This window comes from Devosia sp. CAU 1758 (genome assembly GCF_054482695.1).
On record NZ_JBTLRJ010000003.1, the window covers coordinates 81,336 to 105,533 of the forward strand.

A 24,198-nucleotide genomic window follows, 5' to 3' on the forward strand; every position below is an offset into this window, starting at 1 on the left:
ATGACTGCCCTTTACCAGCGAAGATGTCCCGGAGTTTTGGAGTGGTCATCGCGCTTGCCGGGGCTGTTCTGCTTTATGAAAGCCCCTCATGTCCCTTCCCGATACCATCCTCGCCCCCATCGCCCGAGCCCTTGGGGCCAAGGGCTATGACAGCCTGACGCCGGTTCAGGCCGCCGTCATCGAAGCAGAAACTGAGGGGCGCGACCTGCTCGTTTCGGCTCAGACCGGATCGGGCAAGACAGTGGCTTTCGGCATGGCCATCGCACCCACGCTGCTCGGCGATGCGGACAGCCTGCCGCCCCCGAGTGCACCGCTGGCGCTCGTGATCGCGCCGACGCGCGAACTGGCCATGCAGGTCCAGCGCGAACTGACCTGGCTCTACGCCGAAATGGGCGCCCAGACGGCCGCTGGTGTCGGCGGCATGGACCAGCGCACCGAACGCCGGGCGCTGGAGCGTGGCGCCCATATCGTGGTGGGCACACCGGGCCGCCTGCGCGACCACATCACCCGCGGCGCCCTCGACACCTCGGCGCTGCGCGCCGTCGTGCTGGATGAAGCCGACGAAATGCTCGATCTGGGCTTCCGCGAAGACCTCGAATTCATCCTCGACGCCGCTCCGGAAGATCGCCGCACGCTGCTGTTCTCGGCCACTGTGCCCAAGCAGATCGCCGAACTGGCCAAGACCTTCCAGCGCAATGCGCTGCGCGTCACGGCCGTCAGCTCCGGCTCGCAGCATGCCGATATCGACTACAAGCTGATGTCGGTGCCCGCCGCCGAGCGCGAGAATGCCGTCATCAACACGCTGCTCTGGTACGAAAGCACCAATACCATCGTCTTCGCCTCGACCCGTGAGGCGGTGAAGCACCTTTCGGCGCGGCTGCACAATCGCGGCTTTGACGTCGTGACCCTTTCGGGCGAACTGACCCAGGCCGAACGCACCAGCGCCCTGCAATCCATGCGCGATGGTCGCGCCCGCATCTGCGTCGCCACAGACGTCGCGGCACGCGGCATCGACCTGCCCAATCTCGATCTCGTCATCCACGCCGACCTGCCGATGAATGCCGATACGCTGCTGCACCGGTCGGGCCGCACTGGAAGGGCAGGGCGCAAGGGTACCTGCGTGGTCATCGCTCCCGCCCATCGCAAGCGGGTTGCCCTCTCGATCCTGCGCACCGCCAAGATCGAGGCGGAAATGCTCGCCCCGCCAAGCGCTGCCGATATCGATGCGCGCTATCGCGAGCACATCCTCTCCGCCGAGACCCTCAGCACGCCTGCAACCGAGGACGAAGCCCCGGTCGTGGCGCAACTGCTGGAGCGCCATGGTCCCGAGGCCATTGCAGCGGCCTACCTACGCCTGCAACTGGCCGCTCGCCCGGTGCCCGAAGATGTCACGGTGACCGATCAGAGTGAGTTCGGCGCCCGCGAGCCGCGCACCCGCGAGGCCTTTGCCGGCGGCAGCTGGTTCAAGGTTTCCGTCGGCCGCAAGCAACGAGCCGAACCGCGCTGGCTCCTGCCGATGATCTGCAAGGCCGGCGGAGTCACCAAATCGGCCATCGGCTCGATCCGCATCTTCGATACCGAAACCATTTTCGAGGTCGCCGCCGACAAGGTCGACAGCTTCCTGCGCAATGTAGGCAAGAACGGCACCGGGGAGCGCGGCGTCCACATTGCCTCGGTCGATGGCCCTGGTGAACGTCCCGAGCGCTCCGAGCGCCCGCCGGCAAAGCGCCGCCCGCCTGGCCCGCCGGAGCGCTATGATCCCATGGCGCCACGCCCGGAAAAGGCCGACCGCAAGCAGCGCTATGGTTCAGCCAAGCTGCGCTCTGATGATTTCGAGCAGCCCGCCGAGCGTGCTGCCACCCGCCCGGCCACGCGCCCTGTGGACCAGGCCGAAGAGCGCGCCACCATCCGCCCGGCAAAGTCGGCGAAGTCCTTCCCCAAGGACAAGGGCAAGCCCAAGTGGTCCAAGCCAGCCGCCGAGGGCGAAGCCCGCCCGCCCAAGAAGAAGGCGGCCAAGCCCAAGGACCACAAGAAGAGCCGCAGCGATATCTAGCTTGCGACAGGCTGGGGCTTCAGCCGCCCCAGCCGCTCCAGATTGCCAAATGCCATGATGGCCGCTCCAGCCACCGACAGGCCGGCCGCCACACCGAGTGCCAGCCGGTAATTGCCGCCGGACGCCAGGATGCCAAACCCTGCGGCGCCCAGCAGATTGGCGCCGATTGCCACAATGTCCATCAGCGACGTCGAAAGACCGACGCGGCCTTTGATGGCTTCCTGGATATAGGGGATGTTGACGCTCATCAGCGCCGCCGTGCCCAGGCCATTGAGCAGCAAGAGCCAGTAGAGCGTGGTCATATCGGTGAGGATGCTGGTCAGCCCGATGAAGACGGCCATCACCAATCCTGCGGCGGCCAGCAGGGTTTCCTTGCTCAGCCGCGTCGTCAGATAGGCCAGGAGCATCATGCACGGTGCCTCCACCGCGGCGGTGATCCCGGCGTAGAACCCCACATCCGTCACCGTGCCGCCGAGGTCCGTGACGATGAACAGCGACACGCTGAGGGTCAGCAATCGCGTGGCACCAACCATGACGATCAGACCCGCCAGACCTGCCAGGATGCCGGGTTTCAAAGCGAAGACCGACAGCAGCGAAGCCCCCTCTGCACGCACCGGGGCAGGCATTTGTACTGCCGTGGCGGGGTCGGTCATTAGCAAAGCAAATATTCCGGCCATCACCGCATAGCTAAGCGCCGACGCCAGATAGACATTGAAAATGCTGAACTCTGCCGCCACCCACCCGGCCAGTGGCGGAACGATGATCCAGGCCAGGGTGAACACTGTCCGCAACGAGGTGACCATGAAATCGGCCCTGTCCGGCCGGCGCTTGAGATAAAAGACGCGCAGATAGCCAAAGCTCTGCCCGTAGGACGCCCCCGCCAACGGCATGATCAGCCCCATGGCGATGGCAAAGCTGGCCTGCGAGGGAAACAGATAGATAAGCCCATGGGCGAGGACGCCGGCCAGTGCCGTGATCAGCACCAGGATGCGCCGGTCCCGCAGCTTGTCCGAGAGATAGCCCAGCCCGAGCGAAACGAAGGTGCCCACAATGGCGCCGGTGCTCATGACCATTGCGAAAAAGCCCGCTGACAAGCCCAGCGTGTCGACCCCTACCAGAGACGCATAAGGCATGGTCGCGGCGTAAGTGACCCCGGAAAAGAACATGTTGGCGCCAAGGAGCGCCGTGACCGGCAGGCGGGCTTGTGTCATTTCCAGTTTTTCCTCCCCAGGCGGAGAGACTGCTAGGGGCCCAAGCCCTTGCTGTCCAACAAATCATTTTCATGGCAGCTATCACGCCAAGTGGTCGCGCCGCCAGAAACTGCCGCGTGGAGCGTGCAATCCCGTGACGCCGGCCTCTATTCGGCCGGCTCTGCGTGAGTGGCCGTCGTCTCAATGCCCTTGGCCAGCGCCGCGATCTCCTCGGCATGTTTCTCGGTACTGGGATCAATCCCGTCCATCCAGGTGCCGAAGCGCTTGAGCAGCGGTACGAAGGCGGCCAATTCCCCCGCGTCCCATTCGGCAAGGAAGTCGCCCATGATGAGGAATTTGTAGGCGCGCACGGCATCGACGACGGCGTGCCCGCGCTCGGTCAGCTCGATGATGGTGCGCCGCGCATCGGCCTGGCTCACGGCGCGGCGGGCAAATCCCTGTTCGACCATTTCGCTCACCAGCCGGCTGGCGCGCGATGGGTCGATGTTGAGCCGCTCCGCCACGGTTCCGACCATGGTTTCGCCCTGTGCCTCGCCGAATTCTGGGGCAGGGCCCTCGATGGCGGCCAGCACGTCAAATTGTGCCAGGTCGATGCCCACTTTGAGCGTGACCAGCGCGCGGTGACCGAGTTCGCGCTTCATGGCGCGACGGCGCCATTTCTGCATCAGCCCGTCAATATCCATCACCGCCTCGGCTGTCGCGGTGTCGATTCCGGCCTTGCGCAGCAGCGCACCCAGTTCGGTCTTGTCGCTCACAGGCATGGCAACCCTCGCAAGTTTGCATGCTTTCGACAATTGCATGCTATTGACATGCAATTGCCCTCGGCACATGTATGCCGCCAGAATTGAATTCGCAAGGGCCGATGCAGCGCGTTGGTCCCCTTCGCAAGGAATGCCCCAATGTCTGAAACCATTCAACCGGACGAAACGCCGGAGAACGCCTCCACCAGGCTGGTGATCGGCGCCGTGGCTGTGACCCTGCTGCTCGCGTCACTCGGCCAGACCATCGTTTCGACCGCCCTGCCATCCATTGTCGGCCAGCTTGGCGGCCTCGAGCACCTGACCTGGGTGGTCATCGCCTATCTGCTCAGTTCCACCGTCGTCGCGCCCATCTATGGCAAGCTGGGCGATCTCTATGGCCGCAAGATCGTCCTGCAGGCCGCCATCGTCATCTTTCTGGTAGGTGCCGTCCTGTCGGCCATGGCCAGTTCCATGACCTTCCTCATCCTCGCCCGCGCCATTCAGGGCCTAGGTGGCGGTGGACTTATGGTCGTGGCCGTGACCGTGGTGGCGGACATCATCCCCCCGCGTCAGCGCGGCAAGGTGCAGGGCCTGTTCGGTGCGGTCTTTGGTGTCGCCACCGTGGTCGGCCCCTTGCTGGGCGGGGTTATTGTCGAGCACAGCTCCTGGCAGTGGATATTCCTCATCAACGTGCCCCTGGGCGTGCTGGCGCTGGCCATCATTGCTATGGCCCTCAAGCCCCGCGCCGACCGCGTCAGGCATTCGATCGATTATTCCGGCTTCGTGCTGCTCTCCGGCGGCCTGACCGCCTTCGTGCTGGCTACCTCGCTGGGCGGCAATACCTGGGGCTGGTTCTCAGTCCAGATCATCGGGCTGGTCTTTTTGGCCGTCGCCATGCTCGCCGCTTTCCTCTGGGTGGAAGCGCGGGCCGCCGAACCAGTGCTGCCGCTGACGCTATTCCGTAACAACACCTTTGCGGTGACCAGTGCCGTCGGCTTCCTCGTCGGCATGGCCATGTTCGGCTCAATCACCTTCCTGCCCATGTATCTGCAACTGGCCAAGGGCGTCTCGCCCACCGATTCCGCCCTGCAACTGGTGCCGATGATGGTGGGCCTGATCGGGGCTTCGACGATCTCTGGTTTCCTGATGACCCGCACCGGGCGCTACAAGCTGCTGCCGCAGATATCCACCTTCCTCCTCGTTGGTGGCCTGATCCTGCTCGCCACGATGCAACTCGATACGCCCTCCTGGCAGATCGCTATCTACATGTTCCTGGTGGGCGCCGGCATCGGGCCGGTCAACAGCGTCAGCATCACCGCAACCCAGAATGCTGTGCCGCGCGCGGTCGTGGGGGTCGCGACCGCCGGGAATACCCTGTTCCGCCAGATCGGCGGCTCCATCGGCGTCTCCATATTCGGCGCGATCTTTACCAGTGGGCTGGCCACTCGCCTGGGCGATGTGATGCCAGAGGGCGGCAATGCCGGCAGTTTCAGCGCCCAGGCCGTGGCCGCCTTGCCCGAACCGGTCCGCGTGATGGTGCTCGAAGCCTTTGCCAGCGCCTTGCATCCGGTATTCTTCACCGGTGCTGGCGCTGCCATACTTGCCTTCGGGCTCACTTTTCTGCTCCAGGAACTGCCGCTGTCCAATTCCCTGCGCCATGAGCCCGAAGCCGAGACAGAGGCGGAGAAGCAGGTCGCAGCCTCGATTGTAGGCGCGCCTGCGACCGCCACCCGCTGAGTCTTTTCGGCCACGATGGACGGAAATAACACCACCGGGATCGCCCCGGACCAAATCGGGATGAAATGATTGTTCGGTTACAAAATGTCGAGCTACAACAGTAGCTTGCCGCCATTGCGGAATCACCCTGCGAGGCGCTTGAATCTTCGTCTCGGCGGCCTGAACCGCTTTCTCAAGCCCTCCCAGCGTCCCCGCCCCAGTTATGGCGAAATTGTGAATAGCCAAATCACGCGTGATGCGTACCCTTGAATGAGTAGAGCTGCCGATTTCGCGTCACCGGCCCCGCAATTTGGAGAATAGCAGAGTGCCTTTGCGTTGGCAGGAAGTGGCATTGCCACTCATGACGATCACCCTTCTCATCATCCTCAAATATCTGCCCGCCACTGCTCATCTGCCGCTTTCGCGCGCCGCCGGTGTCGTCGCCTTCGGTTATGCGGCATTCCTGGCGCTGCGCCTGTTGCAGCCTGAAGAGGCCATTGTGGTCGAGGGCGGCAAGGCTGAACTACGACCCTCGATCGTCGAATACTTCGCCTGCTACGGCGCCGCGGCCCTGGCGGCCGTCCTGCTCTTTGCCGTGATTGTCATGGGCCATGTGGCCGACACCACCCAGCTCGTCGCCACCTATCTGGCCGTCCTGCTGCTGTCCGGTGGTTCGCTCGGTATTGGCATGGCGGGTCTTTTCACCCAGACTTCATGGGACCATCGTCAGGTCAGGCATCGCAATGCCATGGGCCGGGAAGTGGCGCTTGACTGGTCCGAGGTCCGCTCTGTGCGTCCCAATTGGCGCGGCGTCACCATCGCCGGAACCAGCGGCCGCATTACTTTCTCTCAATTTCATGCCGGGGCATCGCAATTGGCCAAGCACGCCACCATCCGCGCCCGCCGCAATGCCGAAACAGCGACCAAGGCATTTGCGACCTAAGCGCGCTCATCACCGCTCCTGATCCGTCCCATCACCACAATGCGATTGTCGCGGGGCGGGGGCGGCGCTACCCTTCGGCCATGAATGCTCCCATTACCCAGCGCACTATCCGCTCCGTCTGTCCGCATGACTGTCCCTCGGTCTGCGCGCTTGATGTCGATATCCTGCCCGATGGTACAGTCGGGCGAGTGCGCGGCGCCAAGGACGATCCCTATACCGCTGGCGTGATCTGCGAAAAGGTCGCCCGCTACGCCGAGCGCATCCACCACCCCGAGCGGCTGCTGCATCCCATGCGCCGGGTTGGCCCCAAGGGGGCAGGGCAGTGGGAAACCATCTCCTGGGACGCGGCGCTGGACGAAATCGCCGCACGCTTCCTCGCTGTCGAACAGACCCACGGTGCCGAGGCCGTCTGGCCTTATTTCTATGCCGGCACTATGGGTCATGTGCATCGCGACGGCATCGAGCGCCTCCGGGCCGTGCGCGGCTACTCGCACCAATACGATACCATCTGCGTGGGCCTCTCCTGGCCTGGCTACATTGCTGGCACGGGCCTGCTCGGCGGGGTCAATCCCGAGCAGATGGCCGAGGCCGACTGCGTCGTCATCTGGGGCACCAATGCAGTGCATACCCAGGTCAATGTGATGACCCACGCCATGAAGGCTCGCAAGACGCGCGGCGCCAAGGTCGTGGTCATCGACATCTACCGCAATGCCACCATGGAACAGGCTGATATGGGCCTGGTCCTCCGGCCCGGCACCGATGGCGCGCTGGCCGTTGCGACCATGCATGTGCTGCTGCGCGATGGCCTGGCCGACCGCGCCTATATGGCAAAATTCACCGATTTCTCGTCCGAGTTTGAGGCACATCTGGCCGCCCGCACCCCGGAATGGGCCTCGGAAATCACCGGGCTTTCGGTGGCCGAAATTGAAGCCTTCGCCCATCTCGTGGGCCAGACGCCCAAGACCTTCTTTCGGCTGGGCTACGGCTTCTCGCGCCAGCGCAATGGCGCTACCGCCGTCCACGCAGCGCTCTGCATCCCCGCCATGACCGGCGCTTGGCAGCATCGCGGCGGCGGGGCCTTCCATTCCAATTCAGGCACCTGGGGCCTCGACAAGTCGCGCCTTGAAGGCTCCCACCTGCAAAAGGGCACACCGCGACTCCTCGACATGTCCGAGATCGGCCCCATCCTCACCGGCGACGTGAAGGCCCTCCAGGGCGGTGGGCCGGTTCACGCCATGATCGTGCAGAACACCAATCCGGCAACGGTCGCCCCCGAACAGTCCCTGGTGCGTCAGGGACTGATGCGCGACGATCTCTTTCTCGTCGTCCACGAGCAATTCATGACCGAGACGGCCGAACTGGCCGACATCGTTTTGCCCGCCACCATGTTCCTCGAACATAACGACTATTATACGCGCGGCGGCCATACCCGCGTGCTCTTCGGTCCTGCCGTCATGGAAGCCCCCGGCGAGGCGCGTTCCAATCACGAGGTCATCAACGCCCTCGCCCTGCGGCTGGGCAGCGACGACCCCAGCTTCCATGCCAGTGACCGCGAAGTCGTGGCCGATACTTTCGCGCGCTCGAACTATCCCCCGCTGGAAGAGGTCGAAAAGACAGGCTTCATCGACCGCGAACGCCCCGACGAGGTCGCCCGTTTCGCCAATGGCTTCGGCTGGCCCGATGGTCGCTTCCGCTTCGCTCCCGATTGGCAGGCCGTTGCGGACAGGAAGGGCTATCGCTGGGTCTGCGACCCGGCCGACATGCCGCGCTTTGCCGACCACTGGGCCATCAACGAGTCTGCCGACGAGGCACATCCGTTCAAGCTGGCAACCAGCCCGGCGCGCGCCTTCCTCAATTCATCCTTCAACCAGACACCGGGCAGCCTCCGGCGCGAGGGTGAACCCACTGTGTTCATTCACCCCGAGGACGCCGTGCGGCTGGGCATCGTCCATGGTGATGCGGTGATCGTCGGGAACCGTCGTGGCCAGGTCGAACTCACCGCCTACCTGCACACTGGCCTGCAGACCGGCGTGATCATTGCAGAGGGCCTCCATCGCAACAAGGCGCATCGCGGCGGGCAGGGCATCAACATGTTGACCAGCGCGACACCCTCGCCGCCCTTCGGCGGCGCGCCTTTCCACGACGCGGCGGTGTGGATCAGGAAGGCGGGCTGAGCCGGGGCCTTCCCGCCCGCCGGGCCGCCCTCGGACTAGATCCGAGGGCCAGTCACGACAGGTGCGAAGGCCAAGGCAAGTCAGTCAGCCCAAGGACGGCATCGCGTTTCTGAGACTAAGCGAAATAGGCGCCCCAGAAAAAATATCCCGTCATCCCGATGCCATAGATGATCACCCCCATGCGTATCCACTGGGTGGGGATGAATTTTGCCAGCCGCGCCGCCGCATAGCCGCCAATGGTCACGCCCACTAGCGCGATGGAGCCGTGATACCAGTCGATGGACCCATTGAGCGCAAACCGAGCCACCGCCACCAGCGCCACCACGGACGAGATATAGAGCTTAAGCCCGTTCATGGCGTGGATGTCGGTCATCCCGGCCATGGCGAGGAAAGCCAGCAGCAGGATGCCCAGCCCGGCATTGAAGAAGCCGCCATAGACGCAGACCGCGGCCAAGAGCGCCAGCAGCAGCACCGCGCCGAGCGCCTTCATGCCGCGTCGTGTTCCGCTCTGCGCCTTGAGCGCCGCATTGATCTGATTGCCGAAGACGAAGAGCGCTACGGCAAAGCCCATCAGCCACGGCACGACCAGCGAAAACTGTTCATCAGAGACCACCAGGAGCAGTTCGGCCCCCATATAGCCAAACAGGGCCGCGACGATTCCATAGAGAACCAGCCTGTCCCTGTAATGCGCGACCGACTTCCAATAGCCCACCGCGCCGCTGACATAGCCGGGCAGGGCGGCATAGGTATTGGAGGCATTGGCCAGCACCGGCGGCACGCCAGAGAACAGCAGCGCCGGGAAGACGATGAACGAACCGCCGCCGGCGAGCGAATTGAGCGCCCCGCCAAGCAGGCCGGCCAGAAAAAGCAGAATCTCGTTCATCATGACACTCCTGGCCCTTCATCCGTCCTCCTAGCGCCTCGATGACGCCCCGCCCAACGCAATTGTCTGATTGGGCCATCACCGCATTTGATCGGTCTGACCTTGACTTTCCCATGTCCCGGGCGCATTTACCGCTCCGGTTGCTGGCGCCTGCCGCCCGCGGATCGCAAGGTCCATGGTGAAGTTCAGCAGATATATGATCCCTTCGGTTGTTTTCTCCCAAGGCGCATCATGGCAATGCGGGCCCCGTGAACATAGTCGCCTCCAATATTGGAGAGACCCGAACCATGTCTTTTTCCCTCGATACCCCCTCTGCACAGACTCTCAAGTCCGAGGCAAGGAACCTGCGCGAATCCCGCGCCCAGGCGGGCCAGCCGATTACCCATGGCGCTGCCCTCGAAGAAGTCGCCCGTATTCACGGTTATCGCGACTGGAACACGGCGCGCGCCGCGCTGCCGGATCGGATTGCCGTGCCCTTCCAGGTCGGCATGCGGGTCAAGGGCTTCTACCTTGAGCAGCCCTTCAAGGGCCTGCTCATCGGCGTGCAATTGCTGGGCAATATGCAGTCCTTCACCGTGACCGTGCAATTCGACGAACCGGTCAATGTAACGCCGACCTTCATGTTCGCGGCGCTGCGCCATCGCGTCGTCGCCACCGTTGATATCCATGGCATCTCGCCGGCCTTGCGGGGCAATGGTCAGCCACAGATGCGCCTGATGCGGGCCTGAAACTACTGCGCCCGGGCTGCTTTGGCCGCCTCGGCCTCCTGCTGCGCGTCGACTTCCTCATCCGGCACCCGCGTCCAGTCCTCGCCACGGCACACCACATTGAACAGCACGCAGCCATTGAGGCGCAGCGTGTCCGGATCGATCATCTCGATATAGCCGGTATAGGTCTTGCCATCCTCGGGATTGTAGATTTTCCCGTCATAGATATCGGACTCGTTGCCTTGCCAGAGCGTCAGCAATTGCAGGCCCAGCATGGGCCGGTTGCGTAACGAAGGATCTTCGTTGCGATAGTCGAAGAACTCCTCTGGCGCCATTGCCGCTGCGGCTTCCGCCTCGGCCCCGCTCAACAGGCCCTCGGGCACCACGATATGCGAGAGATAGCCGCAAAAACCGCTTTCGCAGGGACTGATCGTGACCTCCGAGGCGAGCTTGGTACGCCATACGCCCTCGACGGCCTCGGGGATGACCGCTGGCTCCTGCGCCTGCGCCGCGCCCGCCACCGACATCAGCGCGGCGCCCGCCAGCCACTGCGACACCTGCTTGTTCAAGCCTATCACGCCTGCCATAGGTTCCTGCCTCTTGCCTGCCTCGTGCCGCCAATCGATTCGAAGCGCCGCCGCCGCTCGACGATCTAATCCAAGAATTACCTCGCTTACCAACAAATTGCGGGCGTGGCGGTTCCCGCTCATCGCCAGGCGGCAAGTCCTTGCTCCGGCTTTGACAAAAAGCGCTTGCCATCTAGGGAACCGCCCGCTAGACCCGACCGCGCTGGAGAGGTGGCCGAGTGGTCGAAGGCACACCCCTGCTAAGGGTGCAGATGGGCAACTGTCTCGAGGGTTCGAATCCCTTCCTCTCCGCCATTTTTTTGGTCCCCAAAAACTTCGAGCTTGTTGTCTTTCCGGGGGATACCTTCGGACTGTGTCCCCAATTGTGAGGTCGCATCAGAGCAAGACCCAGCTGTTGACGTAGAGGGTCCATATGCTCGACCGGCGCGATGTCGGACTTCTTAGCCCAGCCGGCAAGGCGGGCACCTCTGACGGTCCCGCTCTGGTGCGAAACTCTTGTCTCGGTGCTGGAACTTCCATGCGTCGAGGCGGTATTCCTTTGGACAACAGACCGCTTTGGCGGCCAGAACAACAAGACCACCAGAAGGAGCCGGAACCATGCAGCTCGATGATAAGACCCTTTTCCGCCAGAGCGCTCTGGTCGGCGAGACCTGGATCGACGCCGATCCGTCCACCGGCATAGCCGTGACCAATCCGGCAACCGGCGAGACCATTGGCTTCGTGCCCAAACTCGGCACTGCCGAGACCCGCTCTGCCATCGAAGCCGCACAGCGCGCCCAGAAGAGCTGGGTCGCCCGCACCGCCAAGGACCGGTCCCATATCCTTAGGCGCTGGTTCGACCTGATGATCGAGAACCAGACCGATCTTGGGCGCATCCTCACGCTCGAACAGGGCAAGCCCCTCAAGGAAGCCATTGGCGAGATCGCCTATGGCGCCAGCTTCATCGAATGGTTCGCCGAGGAGGCTCGCCGCGTCTATGGCGACCTCATTCCCGGCCATCGGGCAGACGCGCGGATCATGGTGATGAAGCAGCCCATTGGTGTGGTCGCAGCGATCACCCCCTGGAACTTCCCCAATGCCATGATTACCCGCAAGGCCGGTCCGGCGCTCGCCGCCGGCTGCGCCATGGTCTTGAAGCCGGCATCGCAAACCCCGTTCTCGGCCATTGCGCTGGCGGTCCTCGCCGAACGCGCCGGCCTGCCCAAAGGTCTCTTCAGCGTCGTCACCGGCTCAGCCCGCGAGATTGGCGCCGAAATGACGTCCAGCCCCATCGTGCGGAAGCTGACCTTCACCGGCTCCACTGAAGTCGGTGCCACGCTTTACGCGCAAAGCGCGCCCACCATCAAGAAGCTGGGGCTCGAACTGGGCGGCAATGCGCCTTTCATCGTTTTTGACGACGCCGATCTCGATGCAGCGGTCGACGGCGCGCTGATCGCAAAATTCCGCAATAACGGCCAGACCTGTGTCTGCGCCAACCGCATGTATGTGCAGGATGCCGTTTATGATGCCTTTGCTGAAAAGCTCGCCAATGCCGTGGGCACACTCAAGACCGGCAATGGCTTCGATGAAGGCGTCATGCTCGGGCCGCTGATCGACCAGGCTGCCCTCGACAAGGTCGGGGAACACGTCGCGGATGCCTTGGGCAAGGGCGCCAAGGTGCTCCGCGGCGGCAAGCCGCACGCGCTGGGCGGTACCTTCTACGAACCCACCGTGCTGGCCGACGTCACCCCCGACATGGCGGTAGCGCGCGAAGAAACCTTCGGCCCGCTGGCGCCCCTGTTCCGCTTCACTGACGAGGCCGATGTTATCACCCAGGCCAATGACACCGAATTCGGCCTCGCTTCTTATTTCTACGCGCGCGACCTCAGCCGCGTCTGGCGAGTGGCCGAAGCGCTCGAATACGGCATGGTAGGGGTCAACACCGGCCTCGTTTCCACCGCCGAGGCGCCCTTTGGCGGCATGAAATCATCAGGCCTCGGACGCGAAGGCTCCCGCTACGGCATCGAGGACTTCCTTGAGATCAAATATGTCTGCCTCGGCGGCATCGCCTGAAGCCGGATCGCAATAACCTGGACACAGGGCGAGGTGCCTTGTCGCGCAGGCGCAATTCCAGCGCTCTTGCCTCATCCATCACCACGTCTGTCTAAACCTGAGAAAACCGGAATAAGCCGCTAGCATTCCGGATTGCACTGGCGTCGGCAAGTCGTAAGCTTGGCGCAATCGGTGTCGCCAAGACCTCTGGAGCTCTTCTCAAATGGCCAATCCCAAGATCACCTTCATCGGCGCCGGCTCGTCCGTGTTCATGAAAAACATTGTCGGCGATATCCTGCAGCGCCCGGCGCTCGCCGGTGCCGAAATCCGCTTGATGGACATCAATCCAACCCGTCTCGAAGAGAGCGCAGTGATCGCCGGAAAACTGGTCAAGACTCTGGGCATGCCGGCCACTGTAAAAACCTATGCCAACCAGCGTGAGGCGCTGGACGGCACCAATTTCGTCGTCGTCTGCTTCCAGATTGGCGGCTACGAGCCCTCGACGGTCGTCGATTTCGAGGTGCCCAAGAAGTACAATCTGCGCCACACCATTGCCGATACGCTGGGCGTCGGCGGGATCATGCGCGGCCTGCGCACAGTGCCGCACCTCTGGAGCATCTGCGAGGACATGCTGGCCGTCGCGCCCGACGCGATCATGCTGCAATATGTCAACCCCATGGCCATTAACACTTGGGCCATTGCCGAGAAATACCCCAGCATCAGGCAAGTCGGCCTCTGCCACTCGGTGCAGGGCACCGCCATGGAATTGGCTCACGACCTCGACATCCCTTATGAGGAAATCCGCTACCGCTCGGCTGGCATCAACCACATGGCTTTCTATCTCAAGTTCGAGCACCGCCAGCCCGACGGCTCTTACCGGGATCTCTACCCGGAGTTGCACCGCGCCTATCGCGAGGGCAGGGCGCCCAAGCCGGGCTGGAACCCGCGCTGCCCCAACAAGGTGCGCTACGAGATGATGACGCGGCTGGGCTATTTCGTCACCGAAAGCTCGGAGCACTTTGCCGAATACACGCCCTATTTCATCAAGGACGGCCGCGAGGATCTGATCGAGAAATTCGGCATTCCACTGGACGAGTATCCCAAGCGCTGTGTCGAGCAAATCGAGGGTTGGAAGAAGACCTCGGAACAGTACCGCACCGCCGACACCATCACGGTCAAGCCTTCCAAGGAATATGCCTCCTCCATCGTCAACTCGGTCTGGACCGGCGAGCCCTCGGTGATCTACGGCAATCTGAGGAACAATGGCGTCATCACCTCGCTGCCCGATGCCGCAGCCGTGGAAGTGCCGTGCCTGGTCGATGACAACGGGTTGCAGCCCACCTTCATCGGTGACCTGCCGCCGCAACTGACCGCGCTCATCCGCACCAATATCAATGTGCAGGAACTGACCGTCCGTGCCCTCATCGACGAGAACCGCGAGCACATTTATCACGCCGCGATGATGGACCCGCATACCGCCGCCGAACTCGACCTCGACCAGATATGGAACCTGGTCGACGACTTGCTGGTTGCCCATGGGGACATGCTACCCGAATGGGCGCGCGGCACGCGCAAGCAACGCGTGGCGTAGTCGTCGGCGAACAGGAGTCCCGCGTGTCCCGGCCTCCGGTTGGGGCTTTTTGGGGGTAGGGGACCGCCAGGAGAATGGCTGGAATTTTCGCCGTGCTCATGTATGGAAGCGTCGAAAAACGATTTCGAGGCTTCCATGCAGCGCCAGACCCGTACAATTCACTCCGGCTGGACCCTGACCTGTCTCGGTGGCTCCGGCGCCCGCCCGGGCCTGCCCGAAGCCATTCCGGCCACTGTTCCGGGCACTGTGCATACCGATCTGCTCGCTGCCGGGCTGATCCCCGATCCCTATCTTGATCTCAACGAGATCACCGTTGACTGGGTCGGTCGCTGCGACTGGCGCTATGAGACCCAATTCGACTGGCGGGATGAGGGCGCCGAACAGGTGGAACTGGTGTTTGCCGGCCTCGACACCTTCGCGACAATCGCGCTCAACGGCGTCGAAATCGGCCGCACAGCAAATATGAACCGCACGTACCGGTTCGCCATCCGTGACCATCTGCGCGTGGGCGAGAACCACCTGGTCGTCGCCCTTGAAAGCGCATGGAAGCGCGGCGAAGCGCTGGAAGGACAATACGAACCGCGTCCCAACAACTATCCTGGCCCAGCCAATCTGATGCGCAAGATGGCCTGCAATTTCGGCTGGGACTGGGGCCCGACCCTGGTGACCGCTGGCGTTTGGCAGGGTGTCTCCCTTGAAACCTGGTCCGGTGCGCGGCTCGACCGCATCCGACCCGAAATTACGCTCGATGGCGCCGACGGCCTGGTGCGCCTCAATGCCGATGTGGTCGGCGATACGACCGGCCTCTCGCTGCGCGTGTCGGTTGCAGGTGTGACCGGGAATTTGCCGGCGGACGGTGTCGCCTCTTCGCTCGATCTGCGGGTAAAATCCCCGCAACTCTGGTGGCCGCACCATCTCGGCAGCCGGCCGCTCTATCCGCTCAAAGTCGAATTGCTGTCCGGCGACACCGTCATCGACCGCTGGAGCCGCGAAATCGGCTTCCGCTCCATCCGCCTCGACACCGGTCCCGACGAGCACGGCTCGGCCTTTACCCTCATCGTCAACGACGTGCCCATCTATGTCTGCGGCGCCAACTGGATTCCGGACGATTGCTTCCTCCCCCGCGTGACGCCCGCGCGCTATGCCGAACGCATCGACCAGGCGAAATCCGCCAACATCAACCTGCTGCGGGTCTGGGGCGGCGGCATCTACGAGACGGATGTCTTCTACGAGGCCTGCGATCGCGCCGGTATGCTGGTGTGGCAGGATTTTCTGTTTGCCTGTGCGGCCTATCCCGAAGAGGGCGACCTGCCTGCCGAAATCGAGGCCGAGGCCCGTGACAACATTGTCCGCCTCCTGCCGCACCCGGCGCTCGTGCTCTGGAATGGCAACAATGAAAACATCTGGGGCTGGTTCGACTGGGGCTGGCAGGACGTCCTCGAAGGCCGGACCTGGGGGCAGGGCTACTATCTCGATCTGCTCCCCCGCCTCGTCGCCGAGCTTGATCCGGAGCGCCCTTATTGGGCCGGTTCACCCTATTCGGGTTCAATGGACATCCATCCCAACGATCCCGCCCATGGCTGCACCCATCTCTGGGATGTTTGGAACGACATTGGGTATGAGCACTACGCGGATAGCGTCCCGCGCTTCTGCTCCGAATTCGGCTGGCAGGCGCCGCCGACCTGGGCAACGCTGACCGAGGCGGTACACGATGATCCGCTCACCCCGACCTCGCCGGGTGTCTGGCACCACCAGAAGGCGACCATCGGCAATGACAAGCTGCTGCGCGGTCTAAAAGGCCATCTACCCATGCCGAAAACCATGGACGACTGGCACTTTGCCACCCAGCTCAACCAGGCCCGTGCCATCGGCTTCGGCATCGCCCACATGCGCAGCCATCGTCCACGCAACATGGGCACTATTGTCTGGCAATTGAACGATTGCTGGCCCGTGACGTCATGGGCTGCCATCGATGGATATGGGCGCAAGAAGCCGCTCTGGTACGCCTTGCGGTCCGTCTATGCCACGCACTTCCTCACCATCCAGCCGCGCGAGAGCGGCTTGGCACTGGTGGCCGTCAACGAGCGCAGCCTGTTCTGGCGCGGGCCGGTGACGATCCGGCGCATGCGCTTTGACGGTACCATTCTGGCCGAATGGACCCATTGGCGTCTCTGCGCGGACCGCCTCTCTTTGGCTGAACTGGCCATCCCCATTGAGGTGGCGGAGCCGGGCGACCCGCGCAATGAACTGCTTGTCGCCACCATGCATGACAGCACGGCCATGCACTTTTTCGCTGAGGACATTGCCATCAACCTCCCGGAGCCGCAGGCCGACTTCGCGCTGGCCGATTGCGGTGCCGGCAAATGGCAATTGACGGTCACTGCGCGGACACTGCTCAGGGATGTGTGCATCTTCGTCGACCGGCTGCATCCCGAGGCGGAGATCAGTGACATGCTGGTGACGCTTCTGCCGGGGCAAAGCCACATGTTTTCAATCGATTGCGCGGCACAGCTGACAATGACCGACTTGACCACAGCGCCAGTGATGCGTTGCGCCAATGACCTGGCACAGGCGGCTACTGAAACCGCTTGAGGTCCTCATTGGACCACCAGGTCACCAGCACCGGACCGAGATCTATGACGCGCACGCGGCCGGTCCGTTCGGCCCAGCGCGCCTGCCAGCGGGGCTTGATCTTCAACAGGCCGTTTGCCGTCTTGATGGATAGCCACGACATTGCCACTGCTCCCGGTCGCCTTCTCCGGAAGCAAGTCAAGCAGGCTCCGGAGGCGAGGACTACCCGGCTATAGGTTCTGGCAGGTCTGCAAGAGCGCGCCGCAGCTGGCCCTCATGCCGGGCAAGCAGGTCCTCGGCCAATGCGAGCGTCGCTGCCCCGCGCGCGACCAGAATGGCCGATTTCACCGCTCCGCCGCTGGTTCTCAGAGCCGCATCAGCCGTCGTTTCATCCACCCCGGCCACCGCTTCCACGATGCCCCGGGCCCGGCCGCGCAACTTCTCGTTGTCGGCAATCACATTGACCATATAGCCTTCATGCACATGGCCCAGGCGAATGGCCATCAGTGTCGACAACATGTTGAGCGCGATCTTCTGCGCGGTGCCTGCCCCCATTCGCGTCGATCCGGCAATCACCTCCGGCGGTGTCGGCAGGCAGATGCCGATATCCACCACGTCGAAAAGGGGGGCCCCTTTATTGTTGGCAATGCCGATAGCCCGGGCACCAGCGCGTCTGGCCGCTTCTGCGGCCGCGAGCGGGTAGGGCGTGTGGCCGCTGGCCGTCACGGCAATCAGGCAGTCGTTCTCGTCCGGCGCGATCGCGGCAAGTGCTGCACGGGCTGCGTCGGCATCGTCCTCCGGGCCGCCACGCATGTCGACCAGAGCCTCGTTGCCTCCAGCCAGCAACACCACGACTCGGTCGCGTGCAATGCCGTAGGTGCCGGGCAGTTCCAGGGCATCGGCGAGTGCCATCAGGCCGGAACTGCCGGCCGCTGCATAAATCAGGCGCCCGCCGCTCCGGATCGCCTGCGCTGCCAGGGCCGCCCCTTCTGCGATGGCCGGTGAGGCAGGCTCGACGCACGCGGCAGCCTGCACTTGGCCGGCCGCCAGCAAGGCGAGAATCTCGCCATCGACGCGCAGGTCCAGCCCTACCGCCCCTGCGTGGCGCCCTTCCGTCTGCTTTTCAGCCATCAGTGTCTCCAGCCGGCAACAATGCCAAAAAAATACCACTTATCGCAATTTTCTGGCCAAGGGATAGTTCCCCTTTTTCAAAAACGCAATATCCACAGCGGGATGGGATGTTTATGAACTGAACCGCACAAGGGGGCTTGGTAAATGGTATTTTATTGGTATTATGGCCCTAGCGGTTCTGCCGTACCAGACCTGCCGACCCTGCACATGGGCGGCTGAGGAGGACGTGTGACTGAACAGTCCGGAAATATCTTTGGCGACGGTCCGGTCGTGCTGCCCATTGGCGGCCCGCTCTATCTCCAGCTCAAGCGCTGGGTAGAAGATGCCATAAAGCGCGGGCATATCAACCCCGGCGATGCCTTGCCTTCCGAACGTGACCTGGCACAGCGCGCCGATGTGTCCCGCGTCACCGTGCGCAAGGCGGTGCAGCAACTGGTTCATGAGGGGATTCTGGTGCAGCGTCACGGCTCGGGCACCTTCGTTGCGCCCGAGACCCAGCGCGTCGAACAGTCGCTTTCCCAACTTACCTCCTTCACTGAGGATATGGCCCGTCGCGGCATGGCAGTGCGGGCCGAATGGCTTGAGCGCGGCCTCTATGTGCCCTCGCCCGAGGAAACCATCACCCTGGGTCTTGGCTCGGGGGAGCGCGTTGCGCGGATTTCCCGCCTGCGCCTCACTGGTGACATGCCCCTGGCCATTGAGCGCGCCAGCCTTTCCGCTCAGGTCCTGCCGGACCCGATGTCGATCAAGGATTCGCTCTACAAGCACCTGGAAATGTCAGGCACGAGGCCGGTCAGGGCCATCCAGCGCATCCGCGCCGCCAATATCGCCGAGGACGATGCGCATCTCCTGCAGATCCCGGTGGGTTCGGCAGGCCTGCATATCGAGCGCATTTCCTATCTCGGGACTGGTCGCGTCATCGAATTCACCCGCTCAATCTACAGGGGCGATACCTACGACTTTGTCGCCGAACTGCGTCTTGGCGATGCCAGCAATGGAGCCCGCAAGCCGTGACTGAACAGACCTTCATGCGCCAGGAAGTGGATCAGATCCCGCAGGTGGTCGCCGGGTTCCTCAAGGCCTCTGCAAATACGCTCGATGATGCTGCGGCGCGCCTGCGTGCCCTGGATCCCGCCCTTGTGGTGACGGTTGCCCGTGGTTCGTCCGACCACGCATCAGCCTATCTCAAATACGCCATTGAACTGACCCTGGGCGTGCCGGTGGCGTCGGTCGGTCCCTCCATCGCCTCCATATATGGGCGCGATCTGAAGCTGGGCAGGGCGGCCGCCATTGCCATCTCGCAATCTGGCAAGAGCCCGGACATTGTCGGCATGGCCCAGTCGGCGCGCCGTAGCGGCGCCACCACCATCGCCATCACCAATACAGCCGGCTCCCCCCTGGCTGAGGCGAGCGATTTCACCATCGACCTGCATGCCGGCCAGGAAAAGAGTGTCGCGGCCACCAAGACTTTCGTCACCTCGGTCGTTGCGGGTCTTGCTCTCCTCGCGCGCTGGAGCGGCGATGCCGACATGGCCCGCGCCATTGATGCATTGCCCGAAAGCCTGGCCCGCGCGATTGCCTGCGACTGGTCCGACATGGTCGGAGCACTCGATGGACACGAGGCCCTTTATGTTCTTGGGCGGGGGCCCGGCTTTGCCATCGCCAACGAGGCCGCCCTGAAATTCAAGGAAACCTGCAATATTCAGGCCGAGTCCTATAGCGCCGCAGAAGTGATGCATGGCCCGGTCGCCATCGTCACGCCGGGCTATCCCGTACTCGGTCTTGCCGCGCGCGATGCCGCCGAAGCGTCCGTCGCCGACATGGCACACAAGCTGGCCGGGCAGGGCGCCATGGCTTTTCTGACCAGTGACCAGCCCGGAGCCGCCATGGCCTTGCCCTTTGCCGCCACCGGGCACCCGATCACCGATCCTCTGGCGCTGATCGTCTCTTTCTATGGGTTCGTCGAGGCCCTCTCGCGCCATCGCGGGCTCAACCCCGATGTGCCGCCGGCCCTCAAGAAGGTGACCGAAACCATATGAGCGATCTGCTGGCCATCTGCGGCGCCCGCATTTTTGACAGCGACGATTGGCACGACAACGCTGCCCTGCTTGTCGAGTTCGGTTATGTTTCCGGGATTGTCCCCCATGCTTCCATTCCGGCTCATGCAAAGCGGGTCGAACTTGGTGGCGGTATGGTCGTGCCCGGTTTTATCGACCTGCAGGTCAACGGCGGCGGGGGGGTGCTTTTCAACAACGCGCCCACGCTCGCTTCCATCCGCACCATCTGCGCGGCCCATGCCCAGTTCGGTACCACGGCCCTCATGCCCACATTGATCACCGACACAGTCGAGATCAATGACCGAGCTATCGCCGCCGGCATGGCAGCCCATGCCGAACGCGTGCCCGGCTTTATCGGCCTGCATCTGGAGGGACCGCATCTCTCGCTGGCCCGCAAGGGTACGCATGATCCGGCGCTGATCCGTCTCATGGATACGGCCGATCTGGCGCGATTGACCGCGGCGGCGAAGGCCTTACCCAACCTCATCTGCACGATTGCCGCTGAAACCGTGCCCCCCGCGCAGATCTCAGCCCTGGTGGCTGCTGGCGCAGTGGTTAGCATCGGTCATTCCGACGCCAGCTATGCCCAGGCCAGCGCCGCCTTTGATGCCGGCGCTACCATGGTGACGCATCTGTTCAATGCCATGAGCCAACTCGGTAATCGCGAGCCGGGCGTGGTGGGCGCCGCCCTGGACCGGCCCGAGATCCATGCCGGGCTGATCGCCGATGGCATCCATGTGCATGCGGCTACCATGGGGGCGGCCTTGCGCGCCAAGCGCCCGCCGGGTCGCATATTCCTGGTCACCGACGCCATGTCGCAGACCGGAACCGACCTGACCCGGTTCGAACTCAATGGCCGTGCCATCACCCGCGCCGAGGGCGCCCTGCGCCTCAGCGACGGAACCCTGGCCGGCGCCGACCTCGACATGATCGACGCGGTCAATTTCATGATCGACACCATAGGCTCGACACCAGCCGAGGCTTTCCGCATGGCCGCCCTCTATCCGGCCGGCGCGATCGGCATGGCGGACACTCTGGGTCATCTGCGCCCCTCCGCCGCCGCCAGCTTCGTGCACCTGTCCGACCAGCGGCAGGTCAAGTCCACCTGGATCGCTGGTGAGAAGGTGTGGGGCTCGCGAACTTGAGCCGGCCCTAGCCCCGCCCGATATAGGGCATGGTGGTCGCCATCACAGTCATGAACTGCACATTGGCCGACAGCGGCAGGCTCGCCATATATCGCACCGCATCCACGACATGAGCCACGTCGAAGGTCGGCTCGGGCATCATCGTGCCATTGGCCTGTAGCGACCCTGAACTCATGCCGCTGGTCATGTCCGTGGCAGCATTGCCGATATCGATCTGCCCGCAAGCGATGTTGAACGCCCGGCCATCAAGCGAGATCGCCTTGGTAAGGCCGGTGATGGCATGCTTGCTTGTCGTGTAGGAGGCAGCCTGGGGGCGCGGCACATAGGCCGAGATCGAGCCATTGTTGATAATGCGACCACCCTGGGGCGCCTGCTCCCGCATCAGCCGGAAGGCTTCGCGCGCCACATAGAAGGCGCCGTTGAGATTGGTGTCGATCATTTCGCGCCAGGTGGCGACATCGAGATCTCCGAATACTGTCGCTGGGGCGAAGCGCCCGGCATTGTTGAATACGAGATCCAGCCGACCGTGCGATTGCCTGATCCCCGCGAACATGGTCGCCACCGATTGCGGGTCTGTCACGTCGCAGACGACGCCATCCAGCCCGTAAGCATCTGAAAGCTGCTCGACCAGTTCGGGCCGCCGCCCACAGATGACCACGAGCCAGCCTGCAGCGAGAAGACCACGCGCCGTCGCCAGTCCGATACCCGACGTGCCGCCCGTCACCAGTGCAATGCCCTTGCTTTCCATGCCGTCCTCCTTGTTTCCACCATCGCGCCGCCGCGATTGCGGCAGGTCGTTGTTCTATGATGATAGACGCACCAAGCGTATGCAAAAACGGCGTGGGAGGCGCACAAATGCCCTAACTTGCCAGCAATTTTAACGGTTTCTTTAACTTGCTTAACAGTCCGTTTCCAGCTGTGTGCTGAATCTGCAACAACCGCTATGCAACCACATTGTGTCGAGCCCAAAACCCTGTCGTCATGATTGCGTCAGCTTTTTGCATGCGTAGAGTGGGTCTTGCGAATCCATGCATGGGATCGTTTGTCGGTCGCAACGCGACGGCAACACACAGCACCACGAATTGTGTGGTCGCGTTTCGACAAACCGCTGGGTAACCGGCACCAAAAATGACTGACTTTGGAGGTCAAATAATGAAACTCAAGAGCCTGATCCTCGGTTCTGTTGCTGCCGCTGGTCTCTCGACCGCCGGCTTCGCTGCTGATCTGGGTGTTCTCACCTCGCTCGACGTTTGCGACTCGCTGGGCATTTCCGGCCTGACCATTTCGTCCGCTGATAACTGCCTGCAGATCACTGGCGGCGTGTCCTATGAATTCCAGTGGGGCGACTACCGTGGTTCGTTCCCGGTTGCCGGCGGCGGTATCATCGGTGTTCGTGACACCATGGACAACGACGGCGTTGCTCCCGCAGAGCACGACTGGCAGTCCAAGGTTGAATCCTGGCTGAAGTTTGTTGGCACCGCGTCGTCTGACTTCGGTCCGGCCTCGGCCACCATCAAGCTGAAGGACGTTCAGTACATCCGCGTTCAGAACGAAGCTGCGGGCGTTGTCCATGGCGACGACACCGGTGGTGTGATCGTTGACGAGGCCTTCGTTTCTGTCGGCGACACCACCACCATCATGGCTGGTAAGAAGGGTTCGATTGCCAACTTCGGCGACGACGAGCCGCTGAACTTCCTCGGCCTGTTCGGTTCCGACTGGGCTGACAAGGGCGTCAAGTGGGATATCCTCGACGGCAACCTCGACACCGGTGGTCACGTCATTCAGGTCGTCTCGGCTGTTGCCGATGGCATCACCCTCAAGGCTGGCCTTGAAAACCTGAACGACCCCATCGCTACCCATGCTGGTACCGCTGTCGGCGTTCTGGAATACGCCGGTGCCGGCATTACCGCTCATGTCACCGGCCTTGCTGGTGGTCTCCTGGATGGCACTGTCGACGCCTGGGCTCTCCATGCCGGCATCACCGCCAACCTTGACGCCTTCCAGGTTCGCGGTGCATTTGCCGTCCAGAACGACACTGTTAACACTGCCTGGCATGCCCTGGTTTCGGCCAAGGGTACCTTCGACATGTTCACCATCGCCCTGTCGGGTGAAGCTGTGAACAACACTGCTGTTGGTGCGAACACCGACTTCGGCTTTGGTGGCTCCATCGGCGCCGCTGTCACCGAAGGTGTGTCGATCAACCTCGGCGGCAAGTACTTCGACGACAACAACGGCGGTTCGGACGGCTACCAGGTTGCCGCTCAGCTCGTTGCTGCTGTCTCCGAGACCATCAAGGTCACCGGTGAAGTTGGTGTCTTCGGCAACGTCACTGCTGCCACGACCGACTTCTACGGCGCTGCCGAGCTGGCTTGGGCTCCGGGTGGTGGTTTCACCTCCTCGGTCAAGGGCGAAGCTCACCAGAATGGTGCCTACAAGGTCACCTTCAAGGCCGCCAAGGAATTCAAGTAATCCTTGGATTACGACTGAATTCGGAAAGGCCCGCTTCGGCGGGCCTTTCTTTTTGTCCTCTTGGCCCCGGTCCCTCGCCTTGTTTCGAGTGAGAGGGCAGGGAAGACGGAGGCTCGATGTTCATCGCCTCCCCACCCAGGCGCCGTGCCGCCGTCAAACTTGATCCGAGGGTCTCGCCTCCACCACGAT

Annotated in this window: 19 protein-coding genes and 1 tRNA gene; 13 read left to right on the top strand and 7 right to left on the bottom strand. The window is 63.0% G+C overall.

Annotated features, from left to right (window positions below; all coding sequences use genetic code 11):
* Positions 1 to 88: 88 nt before the first annotated feature.
* Entirely contained in the window at positions 89 to 2,053 is a 1,965-nt protein-coding gene (locus ACXYMS_RS10525) for a DEAD/DEAH box helicase (RefSeq protein WP_458906109.1), read from the top strand.
* On the opposite strand, the gene ACXYMS_RS10530 is transcribed toward ACXYMS_RS10525, so the two are convergent.
* On the bottom strand, positions 2,050 to 3,264 hold the full coding sequence (locus tag ACXYMS_RS10530) for an MFS transporter (RefSeq protein ID WP_458906111.1): 1,215 nt from the start codon (positions 3,262 to 3,264) through the stop codon (positions 2,050 to 2,052). The genes ACXYMS_RS10525 and ACXYMS_RS10530 overlap by 4 nt on opposite strands.
* Positions 3,265 to 3,410: 146 nt before the next feature.
* On the bottom strand, positions 3,411 to 4,025 hold the full coding sequence (locus tag ACXYMS_RS10535) for a MarR family winged helix-turn-helix transcriptional regulator (protein WP_458906112.1): 615 nt from the start codon (positions 4,023 to 4,025) through the stop codon (positions 3,411 to 3,413).
* A 138-nt stretch (positions 4,026 to 4,163) separates the two neighbouring features.
* Here ACXYMS_RS10535 and ACXYMS_RS10540 point away from each other — a divergent pair, with 138 nt between their 5' ends.
* The 3 genes from ACXYMS_RS10540 (at position 4,164) to ACXYMS_RS10550 (ending at position 8,837) form a co-directional block, all read left to right on the top strand.
* The gene (locus ACXYMS_RS10540; protein ID WP_458906114.1) at positions 4,164 to 5,741 is read left to right on the top strand and encodes an MDR family MFS transporter; all 1,578 of its coding nucleotides are present in this window, start codon (positions 4,164 to 4,166) and stop codon (positions 5,739 to 5,741) included.
* A gap of 304 nt (positions 5,742 to 6,045) precedes the next feature.
* Positions 6,046 to 6,663 (top strand): hypothetical protein, encoded by a 618-nt coding sequence (locus ACXYMS_RS10545; RefSeq protein WP_458906116.1) that lies wholly within the window; start codon positions 6,046 to 6,048, stop codon positions 6,661 to 6,663.
* 80 nt (positions 6,664 to 6,743) lie between these two features.
* A complete protein-coding gene (locus tag ACXYMS_RS10550) occupies positions 6,744 to 8,837 on the top strand; it encodes a molybdopterin-containing oxidoreductase family protein (protein WP_458906118.1) in 2,094 nt (697 codons plus the stop codon).
* A 115-nt stretch (positions 8,838 to 8,952) separates the two neighbouring features.
* Here ACXYMS_RS10550 and ACXYMS_RS10555 read toward each other — a convergent pair whose 3' ends face one another.
* Entirely contained in the window at positions 8,953 to 9,720 is a 768-nt protein-coding gene (locus ACXYMS_RS10555; protein WP_458906119.1) for a sulfite exporter TauE/SafE family protein, read from the bottom strand.
* Between the two features lie 287 nt (positions 9,721 to 10,007).
* Between ACXYMS_RS10555 and ACXYMS_RS10560 the strand changes: the two genes are divergently transcribed.
* A complete protein-coding gene (locus ACXYMS_RS10560) occupies positions 10,008 to 10,448 on the top strand; it encodes a glyoxalase superfamily protein (RefSeq protein WP_458906120.1) in 441 nt (146 codons plus the stop codon).
* A 2-nt stretch (positions 10,449 to 10,450) separates the two neighbouring features.
* On the opposite strand, the gene ACXYMS_RS10565 is transcribed toward ACXYMS_RS10560, so the two are convergent.
* Positions 10,451 to 10,996 (bottom strand): DUF2147 domain-containing protein, encoded by a 546-nt coding sequence (locus ACXYMS_RS10565; protein WP_458906121.1) that lies wholly within the window; start codon positions 10,994 to 10,996, stop codon positions 10,451 to 10,453.
* Positions 10,997 to 11,218: 222 nt separating this feature from the next.
* Here ACXYMS_RS10565 and ACXYMS_RS10570 point away from each other — a divergent pair.
* The 4 genes from ACXYMS_RS10570 to ACXYMS_RS10585 all read left to right on the top strand — a co-directional run bounded on the left by ACXYMS_RS10570 (position 11,219) and on the right by ACXYMS_RS10585 (position 17,228).
* Positions 11,219 to 11,308 (top strand) — tRNA-Ser (locus tag ACXYMS_RS10570).
* Positions 11,309 to 11,611: 303 nt separating this feature from the next.
* Entirely contained in the window at positions 11,612 to 13,066 is a 1,455-nt protein-coding gene (gene gabD, locus ACXYMS_RS10575; protein WP_458906122.1) for an NADP-dependent succinate-semialdehyde dehydrogenase, read from the top strand.
* A 202-nt stretch (positions 13,067 to 13,268) separates the two neighbouring features.
* Positions 13,269 to 14,636, top strand: coding sequence for an alpha-galactosidase (gene melA, locus ACXYMS_RS10580; RefSeq protein ID WP_458906123.1), 1,368 nt, complete (start codon positions 13,269 to 13,271; stop codon positions 14,634 to 14,636).
* A 135-nt stretch (positions 14,637 to 14,771) separates the two neighbouring features.
* The gene (locus tag ACXYMS_RS10585) at positions 14,772 to 17,228 is read left to right on the top strand and encodes a glycoside hydrolase family 2 protein (protein ID WP_458906125.1); all 2,457 of its coding nucleotides are present in this window, start codon (positions 14,772 to 14,774) and stop codon (positions 17,226 to 17,228) included.
* On the opposite strand, the gene ACXYMS_RS10590 is transcribed toward ACXYMS_RS10585, so the two are convergent.
* Positions 17,212 to 17,370: a hypothetical protein gene (locus ACXYMS_RS10590; protein WP_458906127.1), complete on the bottom strand. Its 159-nt coding sequence runs from the start codon at positions 17,368 to 17,370 to the stop codon at positions 17,212 to 17,214. The genes ACXYMS_RS10585 and ACXYMS_RS10590 overlap by 17 nt on opposite strands.
* A 59-nt stretch (positions 17,371 to 17,429) precedes the next feature.
* Complete coding sequence (locus ACXYMS_RS10595; protein ID WP_458906129.1) at positions 17,430 to 18,338, bottom strand: N-acetylmuramic acid 6-phosphate etherase; 909 nt, start codon at positions 18,336 to 18,338, stop codon at positions 17,430 to 17,432.
* A 228-nt stretch (positions 18,339 to 18,566) separates the two neighbouring features.
* On the opposite strand from ACXYMS_RS10595, the gene ACXYMS_RS10600 reads away from it, so the two are divergent.
* The 3 genes from ACXYMS_RS10600 to nagA are packed head-to-tail and all read left to right on the top strand — an operon-like array spanning position 18,567 to position 21,540.
* Entirely contained in the window at positions 18,567 to 19,352 is a 786-nt protein-coding gene (locus ACXYMS_RS10600; RefSeq protein ID WP_458906131.1) for a GntR family transcriptional regulator, read from the top strand.
* Positions 19,349 to 20,377: an SIS domain-containing protein gene (locus ACXYMS_RS10605; protein ID WP_458906133.1), complete on the top strand. Its 1,029-nt coding sequence runs from the start codon at positions 19,349 to 19,351 to the stop codon at positions 20,375 to 20,377. The genes ACXYMS_RS10600 and ACXYMS_RS10605 overlap by 4 nt, the downstream gene beginning before the upstream one ends.
* Positions 20,374 to 21,540, top strand: a complete 1,167-nt coding sequence (nagA, locus tag ACXYMS_RS10610) for an N-acetylglucosamine-6-phosphate deacetylase (protein ID WP_458906135.1) — start codon at positions 20,374 to 20,376, stop codon at positions 21,538 to 21,540. Before ACXYMS_RS10605 ends, nagA begins: the two co-directional genes overlap by 4 nt.
* Before the next feature lie 7 nt (positions 21,541 to 21,547).
* Here the strand turns inward: nagA and ACXYMS_RS10615 are convergent, their stop codons facing one another.
* Positions 21,548 to 22,288 (bottom strand): SDR family oxidoreductase, encoded by a 741-nt coding sequence (locus tag ACXYMS_RS10615; RefSeq protein WP_458906136.1) that lies wholly within the window; start codon positions 22,286 to 22,288, stop codon positions 21,548 to 21,550.
* Between the two features lie 404 nt (positions 22,289 to 22,692).
* Here ACXYMS_RS10615 and ACXYMS_RS10620 point away from each other — a divergent pair, with 404 nt between their 5' ends.
* Entirely contained in the window at positions 22,693 to 24,009 is a 1,317-nt protein-coding gene (locus ACXYMS_RS10620; RefSeq protein WP_458906138.1) for a hypothetical protein, read from the top strand.
* Positions 24,010 to 24,198: the final 189 nt, after the last annotated feature.